The 18,181-nt window shown below is 38.8% G+C and carries 18 protein-coding genes; 6 read left to right on the forward strand and 12 right to left on the reverse strand.

The window, feature by feature from the left end; all coding sequences use genetic code 11:
• Positions 1–3 precede the first annotated feature (3 nt).
• From sdhA to rimM, 6 genes are all read right to left on the reverse strand, one after another.
• On the reverse strand, positions 4–1,842 hold the full coding sequence (sdhA, locus tag BBBE_RS06705; RefSeq protein WP_010701757.1) for a succinate dehydrogenase flavoprotein subunit: 1,839 nt from the start codon (positions 1,840–1,842) through the stop codon (positions 4–6).
• Between the two features lie 5 nt (positions 1,843–1,847).
• Positions 1,848–2,234, reverse strand: a complete 387-nt coding sequence (sdhD, locus tag BBBE_RS06710; protein ID WP_010701758.1) for a succinate dehydrogenase, hydrophobic membrane anchor protein — start codon at positions 2,232–2,234, stop codon at positions 1,848–1,850.
• Between the two features lie 18 nt (positions 2,235–2,252).
• Positions 2,253–2,654 (reverse strand): succinate dehydrogenase, cytochrome b556 subunit, encoded by a 402-nt coding sequence (sdhC, locus tag BBBE_RS06715; protein ID WP_010701759.1) that lies wholly within the window; start codon positions 2,652–2,654, stop codon positions 2,253–2,255.
• A gap of 1,035 nt (positions 2,655–3,689) precedes the next feature.
• The gene (gene rplS / locus BBBE_RS06725) at positions 3,690–4,127 is read right to left on the reverse strand and encodes a 50S ribosomal protein L19 (RefSeq protein ID WP_010701760.1); all 438 of its coding nucleotides are present in this window, start codon (positions 4,125–4,127) and stop codon (positions 3,690–3,692) included.
• Positions 4,128–4,363: 236 nt separating this feature from the next.
• Positions 4,364–5,062 carry a tRNA (guanosine(37)-N1)-methyltransferase TrmD gene (gene trmD, locus BBBE_RS06730; protein ID WP_010701761.1) on the reverse strand — a complete coding sequence of 233 codons (699 nt, stop codon included), beginning with the start codon at positions 5,060–5,062 and terminating at the stop codon, positions 4,364–4,366.
• Between the two features lie 56 nt (positions 5,063–5,118).
• Positions 5,119–5,646 (reverse strand): ribosome maturation factor RimM, encoded by a 528-nt coding sequence (gene rimM / locus BBBE_RS06735; RefSeq protein WP_010701762.1) that lies wholly within the window; start codon positions 5,644–5,646, stop codon positions 5,119–5,121.
• A 132-nt stretch (positions 5,647–5,778) separates the two neighbouring features.
• Here rimM and BBBE_RS06740 point away from each other — a divergent pair, with 132 nt between their 5' ends.
• Together BBBE_RS06740 and BBBE_RS06745 are read left to right on the forward strand one after the other, a co-directional pair.
• The gene (locus tag BBBE_RS06740) at positions 5,779–6,615 is read left to right on the forward strand and encodes a SapC family protein (protein WP_010701763.1); all 837 of its coding nucleotides are present in this window, start codon (positions 5,779–5,781) and stop codon (positions 6,613–6,615) included.
• 2 nt (positions 6,616–6,617) lie between these two features.
• Positions 6,618–7,616, forward strand: coding sequence for a tyrosine recombinase XerC (locus BBBE_RS06745; RefSeq protein WP_010701764.1), 999 nt, complete (start codon positions 6,618–6,620; stop codon positions 7,614–7,616).
• On the opposite strand, the gene BBBE_RS06750 is transcribed toward BBBE_RS06745, so the two are convergent.
• Positions 7,613–7,891 (reverse strand): BolA family protein, encoded by a 279-nt coding sequence (locus BBBE_RS06750; protein ID WP_010701765.1) that lies wholly within the window; start codon positions 7,889–7,891, stop codon positions 7,613–7,615. The genes BBBE_RS06745 and BBBE_RS06750 overlap by 4 nt on opposite strands.
• A 124-nt stretch (positions 7,892–8,015) precedes the next feature.
• Between BBBE_RS06750 and BBBE_RS06755 the strand changes: the two genes are divergently transcribed.
• The 3 genes from BBBE_RS06755 to cobT all read left to right on the forward strand — a co-directional run bounded on the left by BBBE_RS06755 (position 8,016) and on the right by cobT (position 11,749).
• Entirely contained in the window at positions 8,016–8,636 is a 621-nt protein-coding gene (locus tag BBBE_RS06755; RefSeq protein WP_010701766.1) for a J domain-containing protein, read from the forward strand.
• Positions 8,637–8,836: 200 nt separating this feature from the next.
• Positions 8,837–9,808 carry a cobaltochelatase subunit CobS gene (gene cobS / locus BBBE_RS06760; protein WP_010701767.1) on the forward strand — a complete coding sequence of 324 codons (972 nt, stop codon included), beginning with the start codon at positions 8,837–8,839 and terminating at the stop codon, positions 9,806–9,808.
• A gap of 30 nt (positions 9,809–9,838) precedes the next feature.
• Complete coding sequence (gene cobT, locus BBBE_RS06765) at positions 9,839–11,749, forward strand: cobaltochelatase subunit CobT (RefSeq protein WP_010701768.1); 1,911 nt, start codon at positions 9,839–9,841, stop codon at positions 11,747–11,749.
• A 143-nt stretch (positions 11,750–11,892) separates the two neighbouring features.
• On the opposite strand, the gene BBBE_RS06770 is transcribed toward cobT, so the two are convergent.
• The gene (locus BBBE_RS06770) at positions 11,893–12,546 is read right to left on the reverse strand and encodes a VUT family protein (RefSeq protein ID WP_010701769.1); all 654 of its coding nucleotides are present in this window, start codon (positions 12,544–12,546) and stop codon (positions 11,893–11,895) included.
• Between the two features lie 119 nt (positions 12,547–12,665).
• Positions 12,666–12,959 (reverse strand): 50S ribosomal protein L28, encoded by a 294-nt coding sequence (rpmB, locus tag BBBE_RS06775; RefSeq protein ID WP_007476415.1) that lies wholly within the window; start codon positions 12,957–12,959, stop codon positions 12,666–12,668.
• Between the two features lie 310 nt (positions 12,960–13,269).
• Here rpmB and BBBE_RS06780 point away from each other — a divergent pair, with 310 nt between their 5' ends.
• On the forward strand, positions 13,270–14,046 hold the full coding sequence (locus BBBE_RS06780; RefSeq protein ID WP_010701770.1) for an SURF1 family protein: 777 nt from the start codon (positions 13,270–13,272) through the stop codon (positions 14,044–14,046).
• A gap of 291 nt (positions 14,047–14,337) precedes the next feature.
• Here BBBE_RS06780 and BBBE_RS07295 read toward each other — a convergent pair whose 3' ends face one another.
• From BBBE_RS07295 to BBBE_RS06790, 3 genes are all read right to left on the reverse strand, one after another.
• Positions 14,338–14,490 (reverse strand): DUF1127 domain-containing protein, encoded by a 153-nt coding sequence (locus tag BBBE_RS07295; protein WP_010701771.1) that lies wholly within the window; start codon positions 14,488–14,490, stop codon positions 14,338–14,340.
• 162 nt (positions 14,491–14,652) lie between these two features.
• Positions 14,653–16,269, reverse strand: a complete 1,617-nt coding sequence (purH, locus tag BBBE_RS06785; RefSeq protein ID WP_010701772.1) for a bifunctional phosphoribosylaminoimidazolecarboxamide formyltransferase/IMP cyclohydrolase — start codon at positions 16,267–16,269, stop codon at positions 14,653–14,655.
• A gap of 160 nt (positions 16,270–16,429) precedes the next feature.
• Entirely contained in the window at positions 16,430–18,154 is a 1,725-nt protein-coding gene (locus BBBE_RS06790; protein WP_022708798.1) for a heparinase II/III family protein, read from the reverse strand.
• Positions 18,155–18,181: the final 27 nt, after the last annotated feature.

Here is an 18,181-nt window from a genome sequence, read left to right on the forward strand (position 1 = left end):
CCCTTAGTAAACACGTTTTTTAGGCACAATGCGTTTTAAATCTATACCGCCATCTGCTTCAGATGTTAATGGATCCACGTGAACAGGCCGATAAGATAATGTTACTTTCCCATCTTTTGATAAATGTGAAAGTGTATGGCGACGCCAATTCTTGTCATCACGCTCTGGATAATCTTCACGCGCATGCGCCCCACGGCTTTCTAAACGCGCAGCCGCAGAATAAACTGTCGTAATTGCATTTGCCATCAGATTCTCAAGCTCTAATGTTTCAACCAAATCAGAATTCCAAATCAACGAACGATCTGTCACTTTAAGATCAGAAAGTTCATTCCAGAGCTTACTTACTCGCTGACACCCCTGCTCTAAAGAATCTGCCGTACGGAATACTGCAGCATCTTCCTGCATAGTTCGTTGCATTTTTTCACGCAGCACCGCTGTTGGTGTATGCCCTTTAGCAAAGCGCAAACGATCAAAACGTGCCATAATTTCATCAACAGCCGTTTCATTAATCGCCGGAATCTCTGCATTGCGATCAATCACCTTGCCTGCACGAATTGCAGCCGCACGCCCAAATACCACAAGATCAATTAATGAATTGGAACCCAAACGATTGGCACCATGAACAGATGCACACCCCGCTTCACCCACAGCCATTAAACCTGGTTGAACACAATCAGGCGAACCGGTTGTTGGATTTAAAACTTCCCCATAGTAATTGGTGGGAATACCGCCCATATTATAATGAACCGTTGGTAAAACCGGGATAGGATCTTTTGTCACATCAACACCTGCAAAAATTCGCGCTGATTCAGAAATCCCCGGTAAACGCTCATGCAATATAGCAGGATCAATATGATTGAGAACCAAATGAATATGATCCTTCTTTGCACCAACCCCACGTCCTTCACGAATTTCAAGCGTGATACAACGCGAAACCAAATCACGTGAAGCTAAATCTTTAAAAGAAGGTGCATAACGCTCCATAAAGCGTTCACCTTCCGAATTGATCAAATAACCACCTTCTCCACGCGCTCCTTCTGTAATTAAACAGCCAGAACCATAAATACCTGTAGGATGAAATTGAACAAATTCCATATCCTGAAGCGGCAACCCAGCGCGTGCAATCATTCCACCGCCATCACCTGTACATGTATGGGCTGATGTAGCGGAAAAATAAGCACGTCCATAACCACCTGTTGCTAAAACAACCATTTTAGCAGAAAAACGGTGAATTGTACCATCATCTAGATTCCACGCCACAACACCTGTACACACACCATCGGTCATGATCAAATCAAGCGCAAAATATTCAATAAAAAATTGCGCATTATGTTTTAAGCTTTGCCCATAAAGCGCATGCAAAATAGCATGCCCAGTACGATCAGCCGCAGCACAAGTGCGTTGAACTGGCGGCCCTTCTCCAAACTGCGTTGTATGTCCACCAAAAGGCCGTTGGTAAATTTTACCCTCTTGTGTACGCGAAAAAGGGACCCCATAATGCTCTAATTCATAAACAGCAGCAGGAGCATTGCGCACCAAATATTCCATCGCATCAGTGTCACCAAGCCAATCAGAGCCTTTCACTGTATCATATAAATGCCACTGCCAATTATCAGGCCCCATATTTGCAAGAGACGCTGCAATACCGCCTTGCGCTGCAACTGTATGTGAACGAGTGGGAAAAACCTTTGTAATACATGCTGTTCTCAACCCCTGTTCAGCCATGCCAAGGGTTGCACGCAAACCCGAACCACCAGCGCCGATAACAACAACGTCAAATTTATGATCCACATAGTGATAAGGAGCATAACCCACTTTAGAGCCCAAAGACGATACTGCCATGTTGGTTAAACTCCCAATACGATTTCTAAAAGAGCAAAAATAATGAAACCACCCAGAACACAACAAAACAAGGTGTTTAATACTAAAAATAATATCCGCAAATTTCCATATGGAATATAATCTTCAATAACAACCTGCATTCCAAGTTTCATATAATAAAGGCTTGAAAAAGTCATCAACCCTATTAAAATCGCCACAACAGGATGCGAAAGTCGTGCGTAAATAACACCATACTCCTCCCCCACAAGTGAAACGATAAGAATAATAAAAAATATCCAAAGTAGCACACTGGTGAAACTTGTTAGATTTTCTAGCCAAAAATGCTCTGTTCCCTCATGCGCACTTCCCAAACCGCGCACTTTCCCAAATTCTGTTCGAAAATCTTTTTTCATACCTCTCTCCATCCCCTATCAAGACAACCCGTACCCAATAACCCAAATTGCACACGTTACAATAAGGGTAATAAAAACAGTTGCCCAAGCAGTCGCAGTGGCTTTTTCTTTGGCTAAAAGACAAGGCTTTATGTTCCAAACAAGATGGCGAATACAACCAACCATGTGATGAACCCCCGCAAGCGTAAAAAGAAATAAAATACACAGCCCCGGGAAAGATCCATAAATCCTATTAATCGTTTTAAATGTGTCACCCCCGCAAGCAATTGATCCCAACCAAATGGCGAAGCATATCATTCCAAAATAAAGGACTACACCAGTGATACGATGCGCAATTGACATCGCCATAGTAATCGACCAACGATAAATACTCAAATGGGGAGAATAAGGGCGATCTTTTATCCTAGATGTCTCTATCATAAAAACTCTGACCTGACTTTCATTGCAACTTCATCACAACAAGAAAACTCGTATAAAATGATCAAGCGCATTCCAATTTTGATACCTAAAGGCGCACATTACAGGTCGGTTATCTCAAATAACGGATTAAAGGTCGCGCATAAAAAAAACCGATTAGTCTATAGCGCTAAACTATAAAGCTTGCTTTGTTTAGTACAATTTTATCTTCACGTCAAAGGCTTAAACATTGTTTTTTCAACGCAAACATGTATTTTTTTCAAACGTATTCAAATCCTGCCATTAAATAGTAGTGAAATACTTCACAAATAGCTACACTTTAAATCATTAGCTATAATTCAAATTATTATGAATAAAAACGAATTATCGCCCTGCTTGCCAGAGAACTTTCAAATTATTCTCAACACACAATAAAACTTCTCTTATCAAGAACACACCACCCTTTTTAAGAGATCAATAGATTGAATACCCAAATCCACACATACCAAATTTAACTTCAATAACCCAGTTACAGCTTTTGCTTACACTTGTTCCTTCATAAAAACCGCATTTCCTCCATAAAAATCTGAGATATTCATCTATAGCAAAAATCATTGGAACAATTTTATTCACATAACCAATGAGTATCATCCTTACAACTTCCTCCAATGCGCCCATTTTCTAAAGAACATATTGATTTCTTGACAGTTTTTTGCAGCAAACAATCCATTACAAAAAATATTATTAAAGTGAACCACCACAAACATTTTTTAAGATCAGAATAAATCAACTCAAATATAAAACAACAAATCAGCTAGCGTTTTTCCAAAAGCTTGTAGAAATTTGTCATTTTATAAACAAAATATCACAAAAAAATTTCCCATTTTTCAATGAGAAACAAAATGATTCTCTAAAATCCTATCACCAAGTATCTCCATAAGATTGCTTTTAACTCTTTAAAAATTCCTTATAAAAAAAGTTTTTTAAAGCGCAATTATCCCCCACAAAACAAAAAAGCGGCATAAAAGCCGCCTTTTTCTTAAACTTTAAAGAAATATTTTATTCAGCAATCTTATCTTCAACTTTTTCTGCAATGACTGCTTTTTCTCCTCCCCCAGAAACCTTACCACTCTTACGGTAATCTTTCTTTTCAGCAATACGTGCAGCCTTTCCTCTTAAAGCGCGAAGGTAATAAAGCTTTGCACGGCGAACTTTACCTCGGCGAACAACCTCAACACCCTCAACCAAAGGAGAATACATTGGAAACACACGCTCAACACCTTCACCATAAGAAATTTTGCGCACTGTAAAATTCTCATTCAAACCACCGCCAGAACGTGCAATGCAAATTCCTTCATAAGCCTGAACACGTGTGCGTGTACCTTCTGTGACACGTACCGAAACGCGCAACGTATCTCCCACCTGAAATTCTGGGAACTGGCGTTTTTCTTCAATTTTTGCGCATTGTTCAGCTTCAAGCTGCGCTATAATATTCATTTCTTTCATCCTTCATGTTCTTTTCGAACAGTCAGAGCGTTCAACTCTTGTTAAAAACGCCCCTTCATACAGAAAAGATATTCTTTAGGCTATCCTTTAAACAGATGAGCTCTGCTTTAAACAAGAGCGAATACACTATTTTCTTTTAGAATTTCTTTCTTTTAAATCTATAGAGAACTCTTTTCAAAAAACTCTCTTAAAAATGCGTTGTGCAATACACCATCTTTAAAGATGAATCAAGCTTTTCGAAGATTTTTGGTATAAAGAGCATAAAGGTCAGGTCGACGTTGACGTGTTAATAATTCAGCCTGCTCTTGACGCCAATCTGCAATAGCTTTGTGGTGACCTGATGTCAATACCATTGGAATAGTGAGCCCTTCAAAAATTGAAGGACGTGTATAATGGGGATACTCAAGCAAATTATTCTCAAAACTTTCACATTCTCCAGAAGCTTGATTACCCATAACACCGGGTAAAAGCCGCACAATTGCATCCATAAGAACCAATGCAGCCACTTCTCCACCTGAAAGAATATAATCACCAATTGAAATTTCTTCTAATTTTCGTGCTTTTATTACGCGTTCATCAACCCCTTCAAAACGACCACATACTAATATCACACCTAAACCACAAGCCAAAGAACGAGCGTAATTTTGGTTAAAAGGGCGTCCACGTGGACTCAACAAAAATCTTGGCAAATCACGGGGGCAACTATCAATTGCAGCAGCTAACACATCTGCCCGCATCACCATACCAGCACCACCACCAGCCGGTGTATCATCAACACTGTGGTGTTTATCGAAAGCAAAATCCCTAATCTGTACTGTATTGAGCGACCATATCCCTCGCGCTAAAGCCTGCCCTGCTAAAGAATAACCCAATAACCCTGGAAACATCTCAGGATAAAGTGTTAAAATATGTGCTTGAAATCCCATGTTTACTTCCTCATCCCACTCTCTTTGTTCACCCCCTTTGTTTTATTCTTCTTCTTTCACGCAACTAAACCAGCTGCCATTGGGTTGACAATAATAAAACCAGAAGCAACACAAATTTCCGGTACAGCCGCCTTGTTAAATGGAATGAGCACTTTTTTGCCACTATCTAAATGGATTTCAAGTAAATCACCAGCACCAAAATTAAAAAAACCGCTTACTTCACCAAGAAGCTTGCTTGCATCATCATAAACGCAAAGCCCAATCAAATCGATTTGATAAAATTCATCCTCAGCTAAATCATCAAGCAATTGATCCCGCTTAATATAAAGGTTGATTCCCTTTAAAGCTTCAGCAGTACTTCTTTCTTCCACCCCTTTAAAACGCACAATTGCATCGCTTTTTTGTACCCGAAATGTTATAATTTCATAACAGCGCCCTCCTTCATCATAAAGGACACCATAAGTTTTTAAACGCTCGGGCTCACCTCCTAGCACCTTAACCCAAACCTCTCCCCTAATTCCATGGGCTGCACCAATAACGGCAAAACAAATTACCTTTTTAAGTTTTTTTCTCTCTTGTTTCATGTATAATGCTATCTCTTTTAAAAAGAAAGAATCATTATATACTTAATTATTGTCCATTAGAGCTTGTTGCCATACAAAAATCCTATAAAAGCGTATTTTGTGGCATATAGTGAATGAAAAAGGAGAAGTCTGATGGCGAATATTATGCTTTTTTACAAAAATGTTACTCCAATCAACAAGACCTTTCACAGAAGTCTTAAATTTAATCCCTCACAAGATATGTCTTTTGCAAAAGACACTCATTGGGTTCCCCTAGCAAGTGATGAATATTTTCAAGCCGCTCTAGACTATCCTATCTTGTTTATGAGTGCAGAAGATGAGCAAAAAAAACGCCACTACACATCCATTGCTCTAGTCGGCCTTTCTAATGATGTCAATAATTACATCACTGCTGATAAAAGTTGGCAACGTGACACTTATATTCCCGCTTTTATTCGTCGTTATCCTTTTGTTCTTGCGCAAATACAAGATCAAAAAGAGCTTTCTGTTTGTTTTGATCAACAATCAGGTATGTTTAATGACGTTACAGGCATAGAACTTTTCAATTCCGATGGATCTATTTCTCCCTTCATGGAAGAGCGTATCAATTTCCTCGAGCACTTTAAAATCGGTATGGAAAGAACCGCTGAATTCATTGATACCCTTGTTAAGATGGAGCTTCTTTGTCAAAAGTCAATTAATGTTAAAAATGACAAAGGTCTTTCAGCTCAATTAGAAGACTTCTGGATTGTTGATGAAGAAAAACTCCATAAATTACCCGCTCATCAGCTTGCTAAATTGCATAAAAACGGCTTTTTAGGGCGAATTTTTGCGCATCTTCTATCAATGAATAACCTTCTAAAGGTGCTCTCTTTAAAAGGTGCAAGTCAAGCAGCCAATTCTGTGGAACAGAAAGAAAAAACAAACGGACAGGCTAGTGAAAAGGCCCGCCTTGAAAAACCTAAAAAGGAAAAAAACACCCTTAACTAGGAATGTCTCCTAATAATAATAACAAAAAAGGCCAAAATGCTCCTCTGATCCCAGCGGAGCAGGGTCTTTTAGTTGCAAGAAAAAAATGGCTGGAGGCTCTTGTAAAAACACGTCGTATGGCTACACGAACAAAAGAGGCTTATGAACGTGATACCCGGCAGTTTTTGATTTTTTTATGTCATCACCTCGGACATGAAGTAACTTGCAAAGACCTTACTGATTTGTGTGTAGCTGATTTACGCGCCTATTTGGCTTATCGTCGTACATTAAAAATAAGTGCGCGTTCCTTAAGCCGAAATATAGCAAGTTTGCGTTCTTTTTTTAATTACTTATCACGTGAAGGAATCGTTGATACCCTGGCTGCTAAACTTATTCGCACACCAAAACATCCAAAGCTTTTGCCTAAGCCTTTGAGCGTACAAGCAGCACTGCATATAGTCAAACCAGAAAATCAACAAGCAGATGAGCCATGGATTATTGCCCGTAATGTTGCCGTTTTAGCACTCCTTTATGGCTGTGGAATGCGTATATCTGAAGCTTTAGCACTTACACCAGAACAATTTTCTGATCCAGAGATAACAAGCCTATCTGTAATCGGAAAAGGGGGTAAGGCGCGTCTAGTTCCATTGATTAAAACCGTTCATGAAATGGTAGAGACTTATCTTAAATGCTGCCCTTACCCTTTAGCGAGCACTCAACCAATGTTTCGTGGCACTCGAGGCGGTCCTTTACAGGCGGCTATTATTCAACGCCTTGTTCAAAACTTGCGTGCTCGTCTTGGTTTACCAGAAACAACTACACCGCATGCACTGCGTCATTCTTTTGCAACCCATCTTTTATCACGTGGAGGGGATTTGCGTACCATTCAGGAATTACTTGGCCATGCCTGTTTATCAACAACACAGGTTTACACCCATATTGATACAGACCGCTTATTAGAAGTTTATCAAAAAACACATCCTCGTGCTTCAAAAGTTATTGAATCGAAAAAAATATCTTAAACAGCTTCAACCTCAAGAGCCAAAGCGTGAATATGTGTTTCTAATTCTTGTTGTAAAACTTTATAAATCGCCCGGTGTCTCTCTACCCGCGACGTGCCTGAAAAAAAAGAAGAGAGAATTTTTACCCGAAAATGTGTTTCCCCGTGGCTATCAAAAACACCACCTTTATGACGGTGCCCTGCATGAAGACTGCTTTCATTAATCACTTCAAGTTTCTGCGGACAAAAAGCATCACGAAGCTTTGTTTCGATGACTGTTTGAATCGTAGTAGACATTTTTTCTTTACTCTCCACTAAAATGGATAGTGTAATTAGCCATCTTAGACACTACATTAAGTATGAAAATAAATTTTCAAAGTCAATCCTTGTCAAACATACCGATTTTGCATAAACCAAAAACATGGCTACAACATCTAAATTATTTGATTCAATTCGTATCAGCTCCAATAAAAGAAAACAAGGTGAGTCACAAGCTCAACAGTGTCAATGGGAGGGGTGTGAAAAAACGGGGGTGCACAAAGCGCCAGCAGGCCGTAACCGTGAAGGGCAATATTTTTATTTTTGCCTTGATCATGTACGTGCTTACAATAAAGATTTTAATTATTTCTCAGGCCTTAGTGATAAAGATATCGCTAATTTTCAAAAAGACGCCCTTACAGGGCACCGCCCTACGTGGTCTGCTGGGCTAAGCAATAGTACATCCAAAAAAACATCCCCTCATTATGCAACGATTCGCTCTGGAACAGCAGCTTATCAAAACCGTATGCGTGATCCTTTTTCATTTTTCACCAAACGTTACTCAGCCAATACGACCTCGCGAAAATTAAAACCTTTAGAAGCCAAAGCTTTTGATACTTTAGGGTTACAAGCAAATGCTTCAGCTGAGGATATTAAAACAAAATATAAAGAGCTGGTCAAAAAACATCATCCTGATGCCAATGGTGGTAACCGTTCTTCAGAAGAACGTTTCCGCGATGTTTTACATGCCTATAATTTACTTAAAAAATCTGGCTTGTGCTAAAGGGGGATCATCTGTTTTTTAAGTGATCCTATTTTAGTGTAAACTGTTCTTTTTGTCTAAAAACATCATGAAATATTAAAGCGGACAGATCTCCTTAATCCCCTCAGTTCCCCTTTTTACAGAGCATTGCATAAGTAACTGATGTCTTGTATTGTTTTTCAACTCAAATAATAAAGAATGGATATCCTTCCAGGAAAACAATGACAAAAACAAATTATGCCATCGACATTCCCGATATCACAGTCTGCGCTCACGATATATTCCATATTGACACAGATATGAAAATACCCGCTTTTAGTGCAAAAAGCCTATATGTTCCTGACTTAGATCCCGATTATCTTTTTGACAAGCAAACAACTTTAGCCATTTTAGCAGGTTTTGTTTTTAATCGTCGTGTTATGATTTCTGGCTATCATGGTACTGGTAAATCAACACATATTGAACAAGTTGCCGCACGCCTTAACTGGCCTTGTATTCGAATTAACCTTGACAGTCACATCAGTCGCATTGATCTTGTCGGAAAAGATGCTATCGTTTTGAAAGATGGTCTACAAATTACTGAATTTAAAGATGGCATTCTGCCCTGGGCTTATCAAAATAACATCGCTCTTGTCTTTGATGAATATGATGCAGGCAGGCCTGATGTTATGTTTGTCATTCAACGGGTACTTGAAGCCTCTGGACGATTGAGCTTACTTGATCAAAGCCGCATTATCACCCCTCATCCAGCATTTCGTCTTTTTGCGACTGCAAATACTATTGGTCTTGGCGATACAACAGGGCTTTATCACGGCACACAACAAATTAACCAAGCTCAAATGGACCGATGGTCTATTGTGGCGATATTAAATTATTTACCCCATGACAATGAAGTCAATATCGTTTGCTCGAAAGTTAAATATTTCCAAACACCTCAAAGAAAAAAAACAGTTTCACAAATGGTGCATGTAGCCAACATGGTACGCCAAGCCTTTATCAATGGTGATCTTTCAACAGTTATGAGCCCACGCACTGTAATCACTTGGGCAGAAAATACCGAAATTTTTCAAAATGTTGACTTTGCTTTTTACTTAACCTTTCTCAATAAATGTGATGAACTCGAACACGCAATTGTTGCAGAATTTTACCAACGTGCTTTTGGAAAAGAGCTTACCAAATCACTCAATTTATAATGTCTAATCTTTAAGGGAATGCATCCAATCATGGTGGCAGAAATTGGTGACCACAGCAAACATCTAATAGACCACCCCCTCAACGGTAAGTTTGACATCACAGCCTTTCCAAAAGCTGTCTCCATCTGTATTCGTACACTTTCTAGCACACGTAACTTTGAAGTTACTTTTAACAAAAGCAAATCATCTATGGACGACAATTATGCTTATGTTCGCCCACCAACATTACCACAATACATAACACAAAAAAATGTTGCCATTACCCGCGCACTGGGAGATTGCATAGCACTGTACAAAGCATGGCATGATCCCCACATTCATGTTCAGTTTGCCCCAATACAACCAGAAGCACGTGTTGTTTTTGACGCTCTTGAGCAAACACGCATTGAAGCAATCGGCACTTTAGCAATGGAAGGAATTGCTCAAAATCTTGATACAATGCTCGCCGATAAATACCAAAAAAAACATTACCAAATGGTGCGCCATCAAAATGAAGCTCCTCTACAAGATGCACTTGCACTTTTACTGCGTGAAAAGATAACAAAACGCCCCCCTCCGCAAGAAGCTGGGCTTATATTAGAATTATGGCGTCAATCAATTGAACAAAAAGCTGCAATAGAACTACATGAGCTTACATATCATATTTATGACCAAAAAGCTTTTGCACGTATTGCTTATCAAATGCTTATTGCATTAAAAATTGCCGACCAATTAAATGAAAATTTTAACCAGACGTGCAATAAAAAACCAAACAATGATCTTAAAATAAAAAATCAAGATAAAGAAGAAAACGAAAGCGCACAGTACTCTCAAAATAAAGAGCAAAAAATAACTGACCAAAACAATGATAGCTATAAAGAGGAAACAAAAGCCTCTCAGTTAAGCAATGATGATATAACCCAAGAAAAGTTAGAGAATCCTTGGAAACAAAAACGAAAGAAATTTAAATATTCTTCCAATATTTGTCAGCCAATGGAAAAACTTGCCGATTATAAAGTTTTCACGCGTCAATTTGATGAAATTTTAGAAGCGACTCATTTTTGTTCGGAAAGCGAATTAGATCATTTACGTCATTGTCTTGATAAACAATTAAATCACCTCCAAAACATTGTTACACGCTTAGCAAACCGTCTGCAACGGCGTCTTATGGCACAACAAAACCGCTCTTGGCATTTTGATCTTGAAGAAGGACATCTCGATACAGCACGACTTGCACGCCTCATTATCGATCCAATGCAATCACTTTCTTTTAAAAAAGAACACGATACACACTTTCGTGATACCGTTGTTTCATTGCTCATTGATAATTCAGGATCAATGCGAGGGCGACCAATTACTGTCGCAGCAAGTTGTGCTGATATTTTAGCGCAAACACTTGAACGCTGCAAAGTCAAAGTTGAAATTTTAGGCTTTACCACTAAAGCTTGGAAAGGCGGTCAAGCCCGTAAAGAATGGAATAACCAAAATAAACCCGATAACCCAGGGCGTTTAAATGATTTGCTCCATATCATCTACAAAAGCGCTGATACACCATGGCGTCGTGCCCGACGTAATTTAGGCCTAATGATGCAAGAAGGATTGCTTAAAGAAAACATTGATGGTGAAGCACTTATTTGGGCGCATCAGCGCCTTCTATCACGACACGAATCTCGCCGTATCCTTATGGTCATTTCTGATGGTGCACCAATTGATGATTCGACACTTTCTGTTAACCCTAGTTCTTATCTTAAAAAGCATTTGCATGCTGTTATCCAAGAAATTCAAACACATTCACCTATAGAATTAATTGCCATTGGCATTGGTCATGATGTCACACGCTATTATCAACGCGCTGTGACAATCATCAACGTCGAAGAACTAGCTGATGCCGTGACCGAACAATTAGCAACACTCTTTGATCCCAAAAAACCTAACTGCTCACACTATGTTTTTAAAAGATAAAATTATGATAAATGATTTGCATGCACCAAACATTTAAATAAGCACGCATTGCAAATGCCCTTATTTTCGAAAATATACTAAAATCTTACCATTTTTATAGATCGATACGATAAATTTTGAAAAACTAAAGAGAAACTTGCTTTTTAGTAGTGTGCTGAAAGTGAAGCCCTAAAACTTCTCAAAATTGTACCATAAGGCGCAAGCATAACCAAACTCATCACTATTTTGACCGAAAAATCACCACAAGCAAGCGAGAACCAAACTGGAACACCAAACCCAAAAAATATTGTGTTATCCACGATAGAACCATCAACATAATCTGTCATGTAATCAACAAAGCTAAAATGACTAGAAAAAGCAATAGCAAAAAACAATACCGTATCCAAAGCTGAGCCAGCTAATGCTGCTGCCAAAGGTGCCTTCCACCACGTTTTACGTCGCAAAGGTGTAAAAACCAAAATATCAAGCAATTGTGCAAATAAAAATGCCATACTAGAAGCAATTGCAAGCCGTGGCGTAACTAATACCCAAGAAACAAAAAAAGCCGTTATAAAACCAGCATACACCACGCGCCGTGCCGCAACTGGACCATAAAAACGATTCGTTAAATCATTAATCAAAAAAGCAATTGGGTAGGTAAAAGCCCCATAGGTCAAGATCTCATTCAAATTAAACCAGTAGATAGGATATTGAACCAAAATATTGGAAGCAGTTACCGCTAAACACATTGCAAAACTTGCAAAAATAATATGTTTTTTTCTTTGCTGTGCTACTAAAGATTTACAGGTTGAAGACATTCTTTGTAACCTGAGTAATAAATTCGAATCAATCAATAGTATGGCTAAATAACCAAAACCTTAAAACACACCCTTAAAAAACAAAAGCAAATATTTTATTCGGCTTTAAACAAAATCAATCAAGCTGCTTGTTCAGCTTTTTTCTTCATGATCTGGCGTTTTAATAAACGCGCACGTTGTGATAATTCTTTATCATCAGCTTTCACCAAAAAGCAATCAAGACCACCACGATGCTCAACTGAACGTAAAGCATGCGCTGAAATACGTAAACGGTAACTTTGCTGAAGCACTTCCGAAATTAATGTCACATTGCAAAGATTTGGTAAAAAACGACGACGCGTTTTATTATTGGCATGGCTAACATTATTCCCATACTGAACTGCTTTTCCTGTTAATTCGCAGGCACGAGACATAGACTTTACCCCTAAACTTTAAGAATTTTTAAATTCCAAATCCAGCAACACAAAACGGACGCCAAGCACACAAAATTCAACCTTGAACAAGCATCATTGGAAATGTGGGGGTTATAAGGCCTTGGTATTAAAAGGTCAAGCATTTTTGATATTTATTGATGCTTATTGATACTTATTTTGCCAATACTAACCATATTTTTGACAGTTCCATCACTAATATTACTGCCTTTTTTGACAAATACATTACTTACTTTTGCAAAAAAATGCATAAAATATTTTCTTTAAACGCTGAACATGTTAAAAAGAATTAATGATTAAGATGAATCAATCTCCAACAAAATCTCAGAGCAAAAATATAAGCTTTTTTTCTATTTTGTTCGGCATTTTATGTATAGGCTTTTTTTTGCTCTTCAGTGCACTAGGCGTCTGGCAAGTACAACGACTAAATTGGAAAACAAATCTCATTGCCAGCGTTAATCAGCGCATTCACCTACCCCCCATCAAAGCACCACCCCAAAATCAATGGAAGAGGATCACTTTTGATAAAGATGAATATCGACCCGTTACACTTACCGGAAATCTCTTAACAGATAAAAATATTTTTGTAACAGCTCTCACTCAAAACACCACAGGTTATTGGGTTTTAACCCCTTTACAAACAGCTGATAACACTCTGACTTTTATAAATCGTGGTTTCATTCCTATGGATGCACGCCACCACTTTGAGCAAGAAAAAGCCTCACCTTATCCCCATTCTTCTACTAACATAGAACAGATTACAATCACCGGTTTTTTACGTATGAGCGAAGGAGATGTAATATTTCCACGCAAAAATAACCCTGATCAAAATCTCTGGTATACACGCCAACTGCCCGCCATGGCCCAAAAGTTAGGGCTCTCTAATGTGGCCCCTTATTTTATTGATGTTACGCAAAAAATAGCCACACAAGGAGATCTTCCTATTGTCGGACTAACAGTTGTACACTTTAACAATAATCACCTGAGCTATGCTCTAACGTGGTTTATTTTAGCAGCTGGTGTTTTGGGTGCATTCTTTTTTTTATTTTCAAAATATAATAATAACTAAAAAGCCCCACCCTAAAATCTACATTTCACAAAATAAAACTAAAACAACCTTTTCTTAAGAAGGGCGTGCACCGTTTTAAGATATTATCAAATATTGCACTGGAAACTTTACAGACTTTTCTTGTTCTTTTCAAAGAAACTCACTCACACAGTTGCAAAGCTGACAATGAAAACAACCCCCTTTTCACTCTCTTCCCCTTATTTCTACAATAGGAGCAAACCAAACCTTTCATCAAACCACCCCCCATTCACACCCAAGTGATTCAGTGTAAGTGCTTATCAAAAATAAATATCAAAGAGATTTGCGCGAAAAACGCCACGCAATTGAACGAATATCACCCCGATTAATACCAAGATCATTGAGTTCATACGTTGAAAGATTATTTAATGCCTTAACTGTCCGACGATAACGGCGCCAAGAACCAAAAGACCGCAGAATGTTCATGTTTTTTACCTAAATCTTATGTTAAATTTCTGAAGTTTATAGAATAGAGCAAATTTTACAAATAAGTTGTGCTATAATCACATAACTGACGTGCATTTATAGCATAAGAAATATGTCACCAAATTTCTTTCATTCTGCTGGTAAATAAAAAACCATACCATTTTAATGGCGAAAATGGCGCACACCTGTAAAAACCATTGCCAAATCATGCGCATCAGCCGCTGCAATAACTTCCTTATCGCGCATTGACCCACCGGGTTGAATAACTGCGGTTACACCAGCTTCAGCAGCTGACAATAAACCATCGGCAAAAGGAAAAAACGCATCCGATGCAACAACAGATCCCTTGGTTAAAGGCTTTGTTAAACCCATTCCTTTGGCGTTTTCTTCAGCTTTATGAACTGCAATTTTAGCTGAATCAAGACGGCTCATTTGACCAGCACCAATACCCACTGTTGCACTGTTTTTTGCATAAACAATAGCGTTTGACTTCACATGTTTAACAACACGAAACGCAAATTGAAGGTCACGCATTTCATTTTGGCTGGGCGCTCGTTTTGTTACAACCTCAAGCTTCAAATCCTCAACCACCGCATTATCACGTGACTGCACTAAAACCCCTCCTGCAAGCGTTTTAAAAATTAGCCCTTCAGAACGCGGGTTAGGCATACCGCCCGTTATCAATAAGCGAAGATTTTTCTTCTGTGCAATGATCTCACGTGCTTCCATTGTCGCACCAGGAGCAATAATCACTTCCGTAAAAAGCTTAACAATCTCTCTAGCACACTCTTCATCTAAAGGGCGATTTAAAGCAACAATCCCACCAAATGCTGATATATTATCACATCTCAAGGCATTTAAATATGCTTCTTTTAAACTCTGCCCTTCAGCAACACCACAAGGATTGGCATGTTTAATAATAGCAACAGCAGCAGTTCTGCAAGAATCAAATTCTGCCACAAGTTCAAATGCTGCATCAGCATCATTCATATTATTATAAGAAAGTTCTTTGCCTTGTAAAAGCGTCGCAGTTGCAACCCCAAAACGTTTATCATGAGTACGATAAAATGCCGCCCGTTGATGTGGATTTTCCCCATAACGCATCACACTATCAAGATGACCAGAAAAACTCTTCCAAGGTGGCATTTCAACTTTTAAATCTTGCGCAAACCAACCCGCTATCACTGCATCATAAGAAGCTGTATGCTCATAAGCGCGCGCTGCTAATTGACGACGCAATAAAAAGCTTAAACACCCATTGCACTTTTTTAATTCATCCAAAACCAAATCATAATCACAAACTGATGTCACAACACCCGTATAAGCATGGTTCTTAGCTGCCGCGCGAATCATTGCTGGGCCACCAATATCAATATTTTCAAGAATCGTTTGCGAATCTGCTCCAGATTGAATCGTTTCTTCAAAAGGATATAAATTAACCACAACAAGATCAATTCCACAAATACCATATTCTTCCATAGAGGCTGCATGGTCTGGATCTTCTCTAACACCTAATAAAGCACCATGAATTAAAGGATGGAGTGTTTTAACACGCCCATCCATGATTTCCGGAAAACCTGTTATTTTAGCAACATCTTTCACCGGTAAACCAGCATCTTTTAATGCTTTGGATGTTCCCCCTGTTGAAATCAACTCAATCCCATAAGCATGAAGCGCTTGTGCAAACTCCACCAAACCAGTTTTATCAGAAACAGAAAGAAGAGCACGACGGACCTGATGAAGATCAGGAGCAGAATAATTTTTTGAAATAGCAGCCATAAAGAGAGTCTAAAAATAAAAGGATTAAAATTCAAGCAAATTTATTATGTATTATTATAGAATATATATCTTTTCCAAAACACTAAAAGAACATAACGCTTAAATCTTTTAATCTATAAATAATAAAACCATCTTGCTTTCATTATCAGTAAGCATATTACTACTCTGACTCAAGGCGGACAAAACGCCAATGAATTTTTTCTGTCAATGCAGGACGCAAATATAAAACAATTTGCTGCGTACTTTGTGGACCTTCTAATTCAGCAAAATCAATCGAATCCTCTAAATAAATATCCGTATCAGGCGACATAAAATGCCACATCCGCCTACCTTCCACAACCAAATGCACAGACTCTCCATTATGGATAACCTCAACTTTGGGATGAAGATGGAACCGAACTGCCACACAACTGGGCTCATTGAAATCAGTCTTACGTCTATTTGACTGAGCAGTGTGTGGCATAAAAAAACGATCAAATCCCTCAATAGTCGCTCCGTTTGTCGTTAAAGTAAGACCCCGCTCATGAACAAGATTAAAAGGTCGCACATAACCATCATGGCACGCAACAAAACCAATCTTCTCTGCTCCTTCTATACGTTGCACTTTAACATTTGTCGGTCCTTCAAGTAATAGGGAAGTATTTGGGCTCTTTCTTTTGCGAAAAATGCCCACCGAACAATCATTGACTGTTGCTGTTGAATGTGCCGCTGTGATACGCCCGAAATGACGATACTCCTCATCACCATAAGGAGCAATACCCGCATTGATAATAAAGCGTTTTCCCTGAGAAGACATCTCAAATGACAAACACCCCGAACAAGCATACTGTGAAGCACAATGTGGTGGAAATTTTCCCGTATCTGCAAGCACAATTGTTTGATTAGCCTGCAAACGCTGAAAACCAGAATAACGTGCATAGCTAAAAGGATTTCCCCCTGTTTCATCAAAATCTAAAATAGCCGATAGGTGCTCCGAGATAATAGGACCAACCCCATTAAAATGTGCAAGTGTTCGATCTTCATGGATAAAAAATCGCAAAGCTGGTAACATACGCTCAACTGAATCAATTAAAATACGTGGCACCGTTTCATTGCTACGCTTGTAAAGATCACGCAAAGATAATAAATCTAGCAACAAACTGAGCAAAATAGCAGGATTGCGTGAAATATGCCCCCCATCGATAAGAATTTGATGCGAAAGCTCATAGATAAGATAAGTTTGCACTTTCTTCTTTATCGAAGCACAAACAGGCAAAGCTAAAGAAGCAAATACTAAAGCGATCACCGCTTGTAAACGTTGATCATTTTCTTCCATACTGCGAATTGATATACGTAAATAACGAAACTGGAAGCCAAGAGAATGTAAAAAACGCTTTTCAAACTGTTTACTCGCACCATCCAATAATATTTGCGAATGACAAATCCATACAATCAAACGTCGCGCAACAACTTCCCCACTCCAAGGAAGCCCTTTTATTTTCTTACCACTGTGGTCAAGCCAATCTTCTAATAAAGAACGCGCATGTGCTATAGCCAATGGATTGCGTGCTACCGTCATATGCCGCAACCAATGAAAATCATGAAGTGCTGCTTCCCATTCTGGCGTTGGTGGAACTACTGTAAAAGGCGAAAGACAACAAGACTGAACAACCCGACCAGCAAAAGCAAAACGGCCATGGTAAAATTCATGCGCTACTTTTGAATCAGCTAAGTGTAAATCAATGGGGTGCGCTAAAATTCTTTGCGGATGAAAACCCAAAAATCGCCAACGAAATAAAGGTCCCATCCATAAACGCCGTAGAGATTGTAGCACTTTATACACAAAAACTGATGTCTTTATCTGATGACTTCCCACCGCAATCGCCACACTTATCTCTCCAGTCATTCTTTATCAAACAAAATGCCTAACCAT

The sequence above is a fragment of the Bartonella bovis 91-4 genome (genome assembly GCF_000384965.1).
In the GTDB taxonomy this organism is placed as follows: Bacteria; Pseudomonadota; Alphaproteobacteria; order Rhizobiales; family Rhizobiaceae; genus Bartonella; species Bartonella bovis.

Excerpts from the sequence above, each read along its gene's own strand:
- BBBE_RS06780 (WP_010701770.1), top strand. The coding sequence starts at position 13,270 with ATGATTAAGATGAATCAATCTCCAACAAAATCTCAGAGCAAAAATATA.
- BBBE_RS06740 (WP_010701763.1), top strand. The coding sequence starts at position 5,779 with ATGGCGAATATTATGCTTTTTTACAAAAATGTTACTCCAATCAACAAG.
- rimM (WP_010701762.1), bottom strand. The coding sequence starts at position 5,646 with ATGAAACAAGAGAGAAAAAAACTTAAAAAGGTAATTTGTTTTGCCGTT.
- BBBE_RS06755 (WP_010701766.1), top strand. The coding sequence starts at position 8,016 with ATGGCTACAACATCTAAATTATTTGATTCAATTCGTATCAGCTCCAAT.
- cobT (WP_010701768.1), top strand. The coding sequence starts at position 9,839 with ATGGTGGCAGAAATTGGTGACCACAGCAAACATCTAATAGACCACCCC.
- sdhD (WP_010701758.1), bottom strand. The coding sequence starts at position 2,234 with ATGAAAAAAGATTTTCGAACAGAATTTGGGAAAGTGCGCGGTTTGGGA.
- trmD (WP_010701761.1), bottom strand. The coding sequence starts at position 5,062 with ATGGGATTTCAAGCACATATTTTAACACTTTATCCTGAGATGTTTCCA.
- purH (WP_010701772.1), bottom strand. The coding sequence starts at position 16,269 with ATGGCTGCTATTTCAAAAAATTATTCTGCTCCTGATCTTCATCAGGTC.
- sdhC (WP_010701759.1), bottom strand. The coding sequence starts at position 2,654 with ATGATAGAGACATCTAGGATAAAAGATCGCCCTTATTCTCCCCATTTG.
- cobS (WP_010701767.1), top strand. The coding sequence starts at position 8,837 with ATGACAAAAACAAATTATGCCATCGACATTCCCGATATCACAGTCTGC.
- rplS (WP_010701760.1), bottom strand. The coding sequence starts at position 4,127 with ATGAATATTATAGCGCAGCTTGAAGCTGAACAATGCGCAAAAATTGAA.
- rpmB (WP_007476415.1), bottom strand. The coding sequence starts at position 12,959 with ATGTCTCGTGCCTGCGAATTAACAGGAAAAGCAGTTCAGTATGGGAAT.
- BBBE_RS06770 (WP_010701769.1), bottom strand. The coding sequence starts at position 12,546 with ATGTCTTCAACCTGTAAATCTTTAGTAGCACAGCAAAGAAAAAAACAT.
- BBBE_RS06745 (WP_010701764.1), top strand. The coding sequence starts at position 6,618 with ATGTCTCCTAATAATAATAACAAAAAAGGCCAAAATGCTCCTCTGATC.
- sdhA (WP_010701757.1), bottom strand. The coding sequence starts at position 1,842 with ATGGCAGTATCGTCTTTGGGCTCTAAAGTGGGTTATGCTCCTTATCAC.
- BBBE_RS06750 (WP_010701765.1), bottom strand. The coding sequence starts at position 7,891 with ATGTCTACTACGATTCAAACAGTCATCGAAACAAAGCTTCGTGATGCT.
- BBBE_RS06790 (WP_022708798.1), bottom strand. The coding sequence starts at position 18,154 with ATGACTGGAGAGATAAGTGTGGCGATTGCGGTGGGAAGTCATCAGATA.
- BBBE_RS07295 (WP_010701771.1), bottom strand. The coding sequence starts at position 14,490 with ATGAACATTCTGCGGTCTTTTGGTTCTTGGCGCCGTTATCGTCGGACA.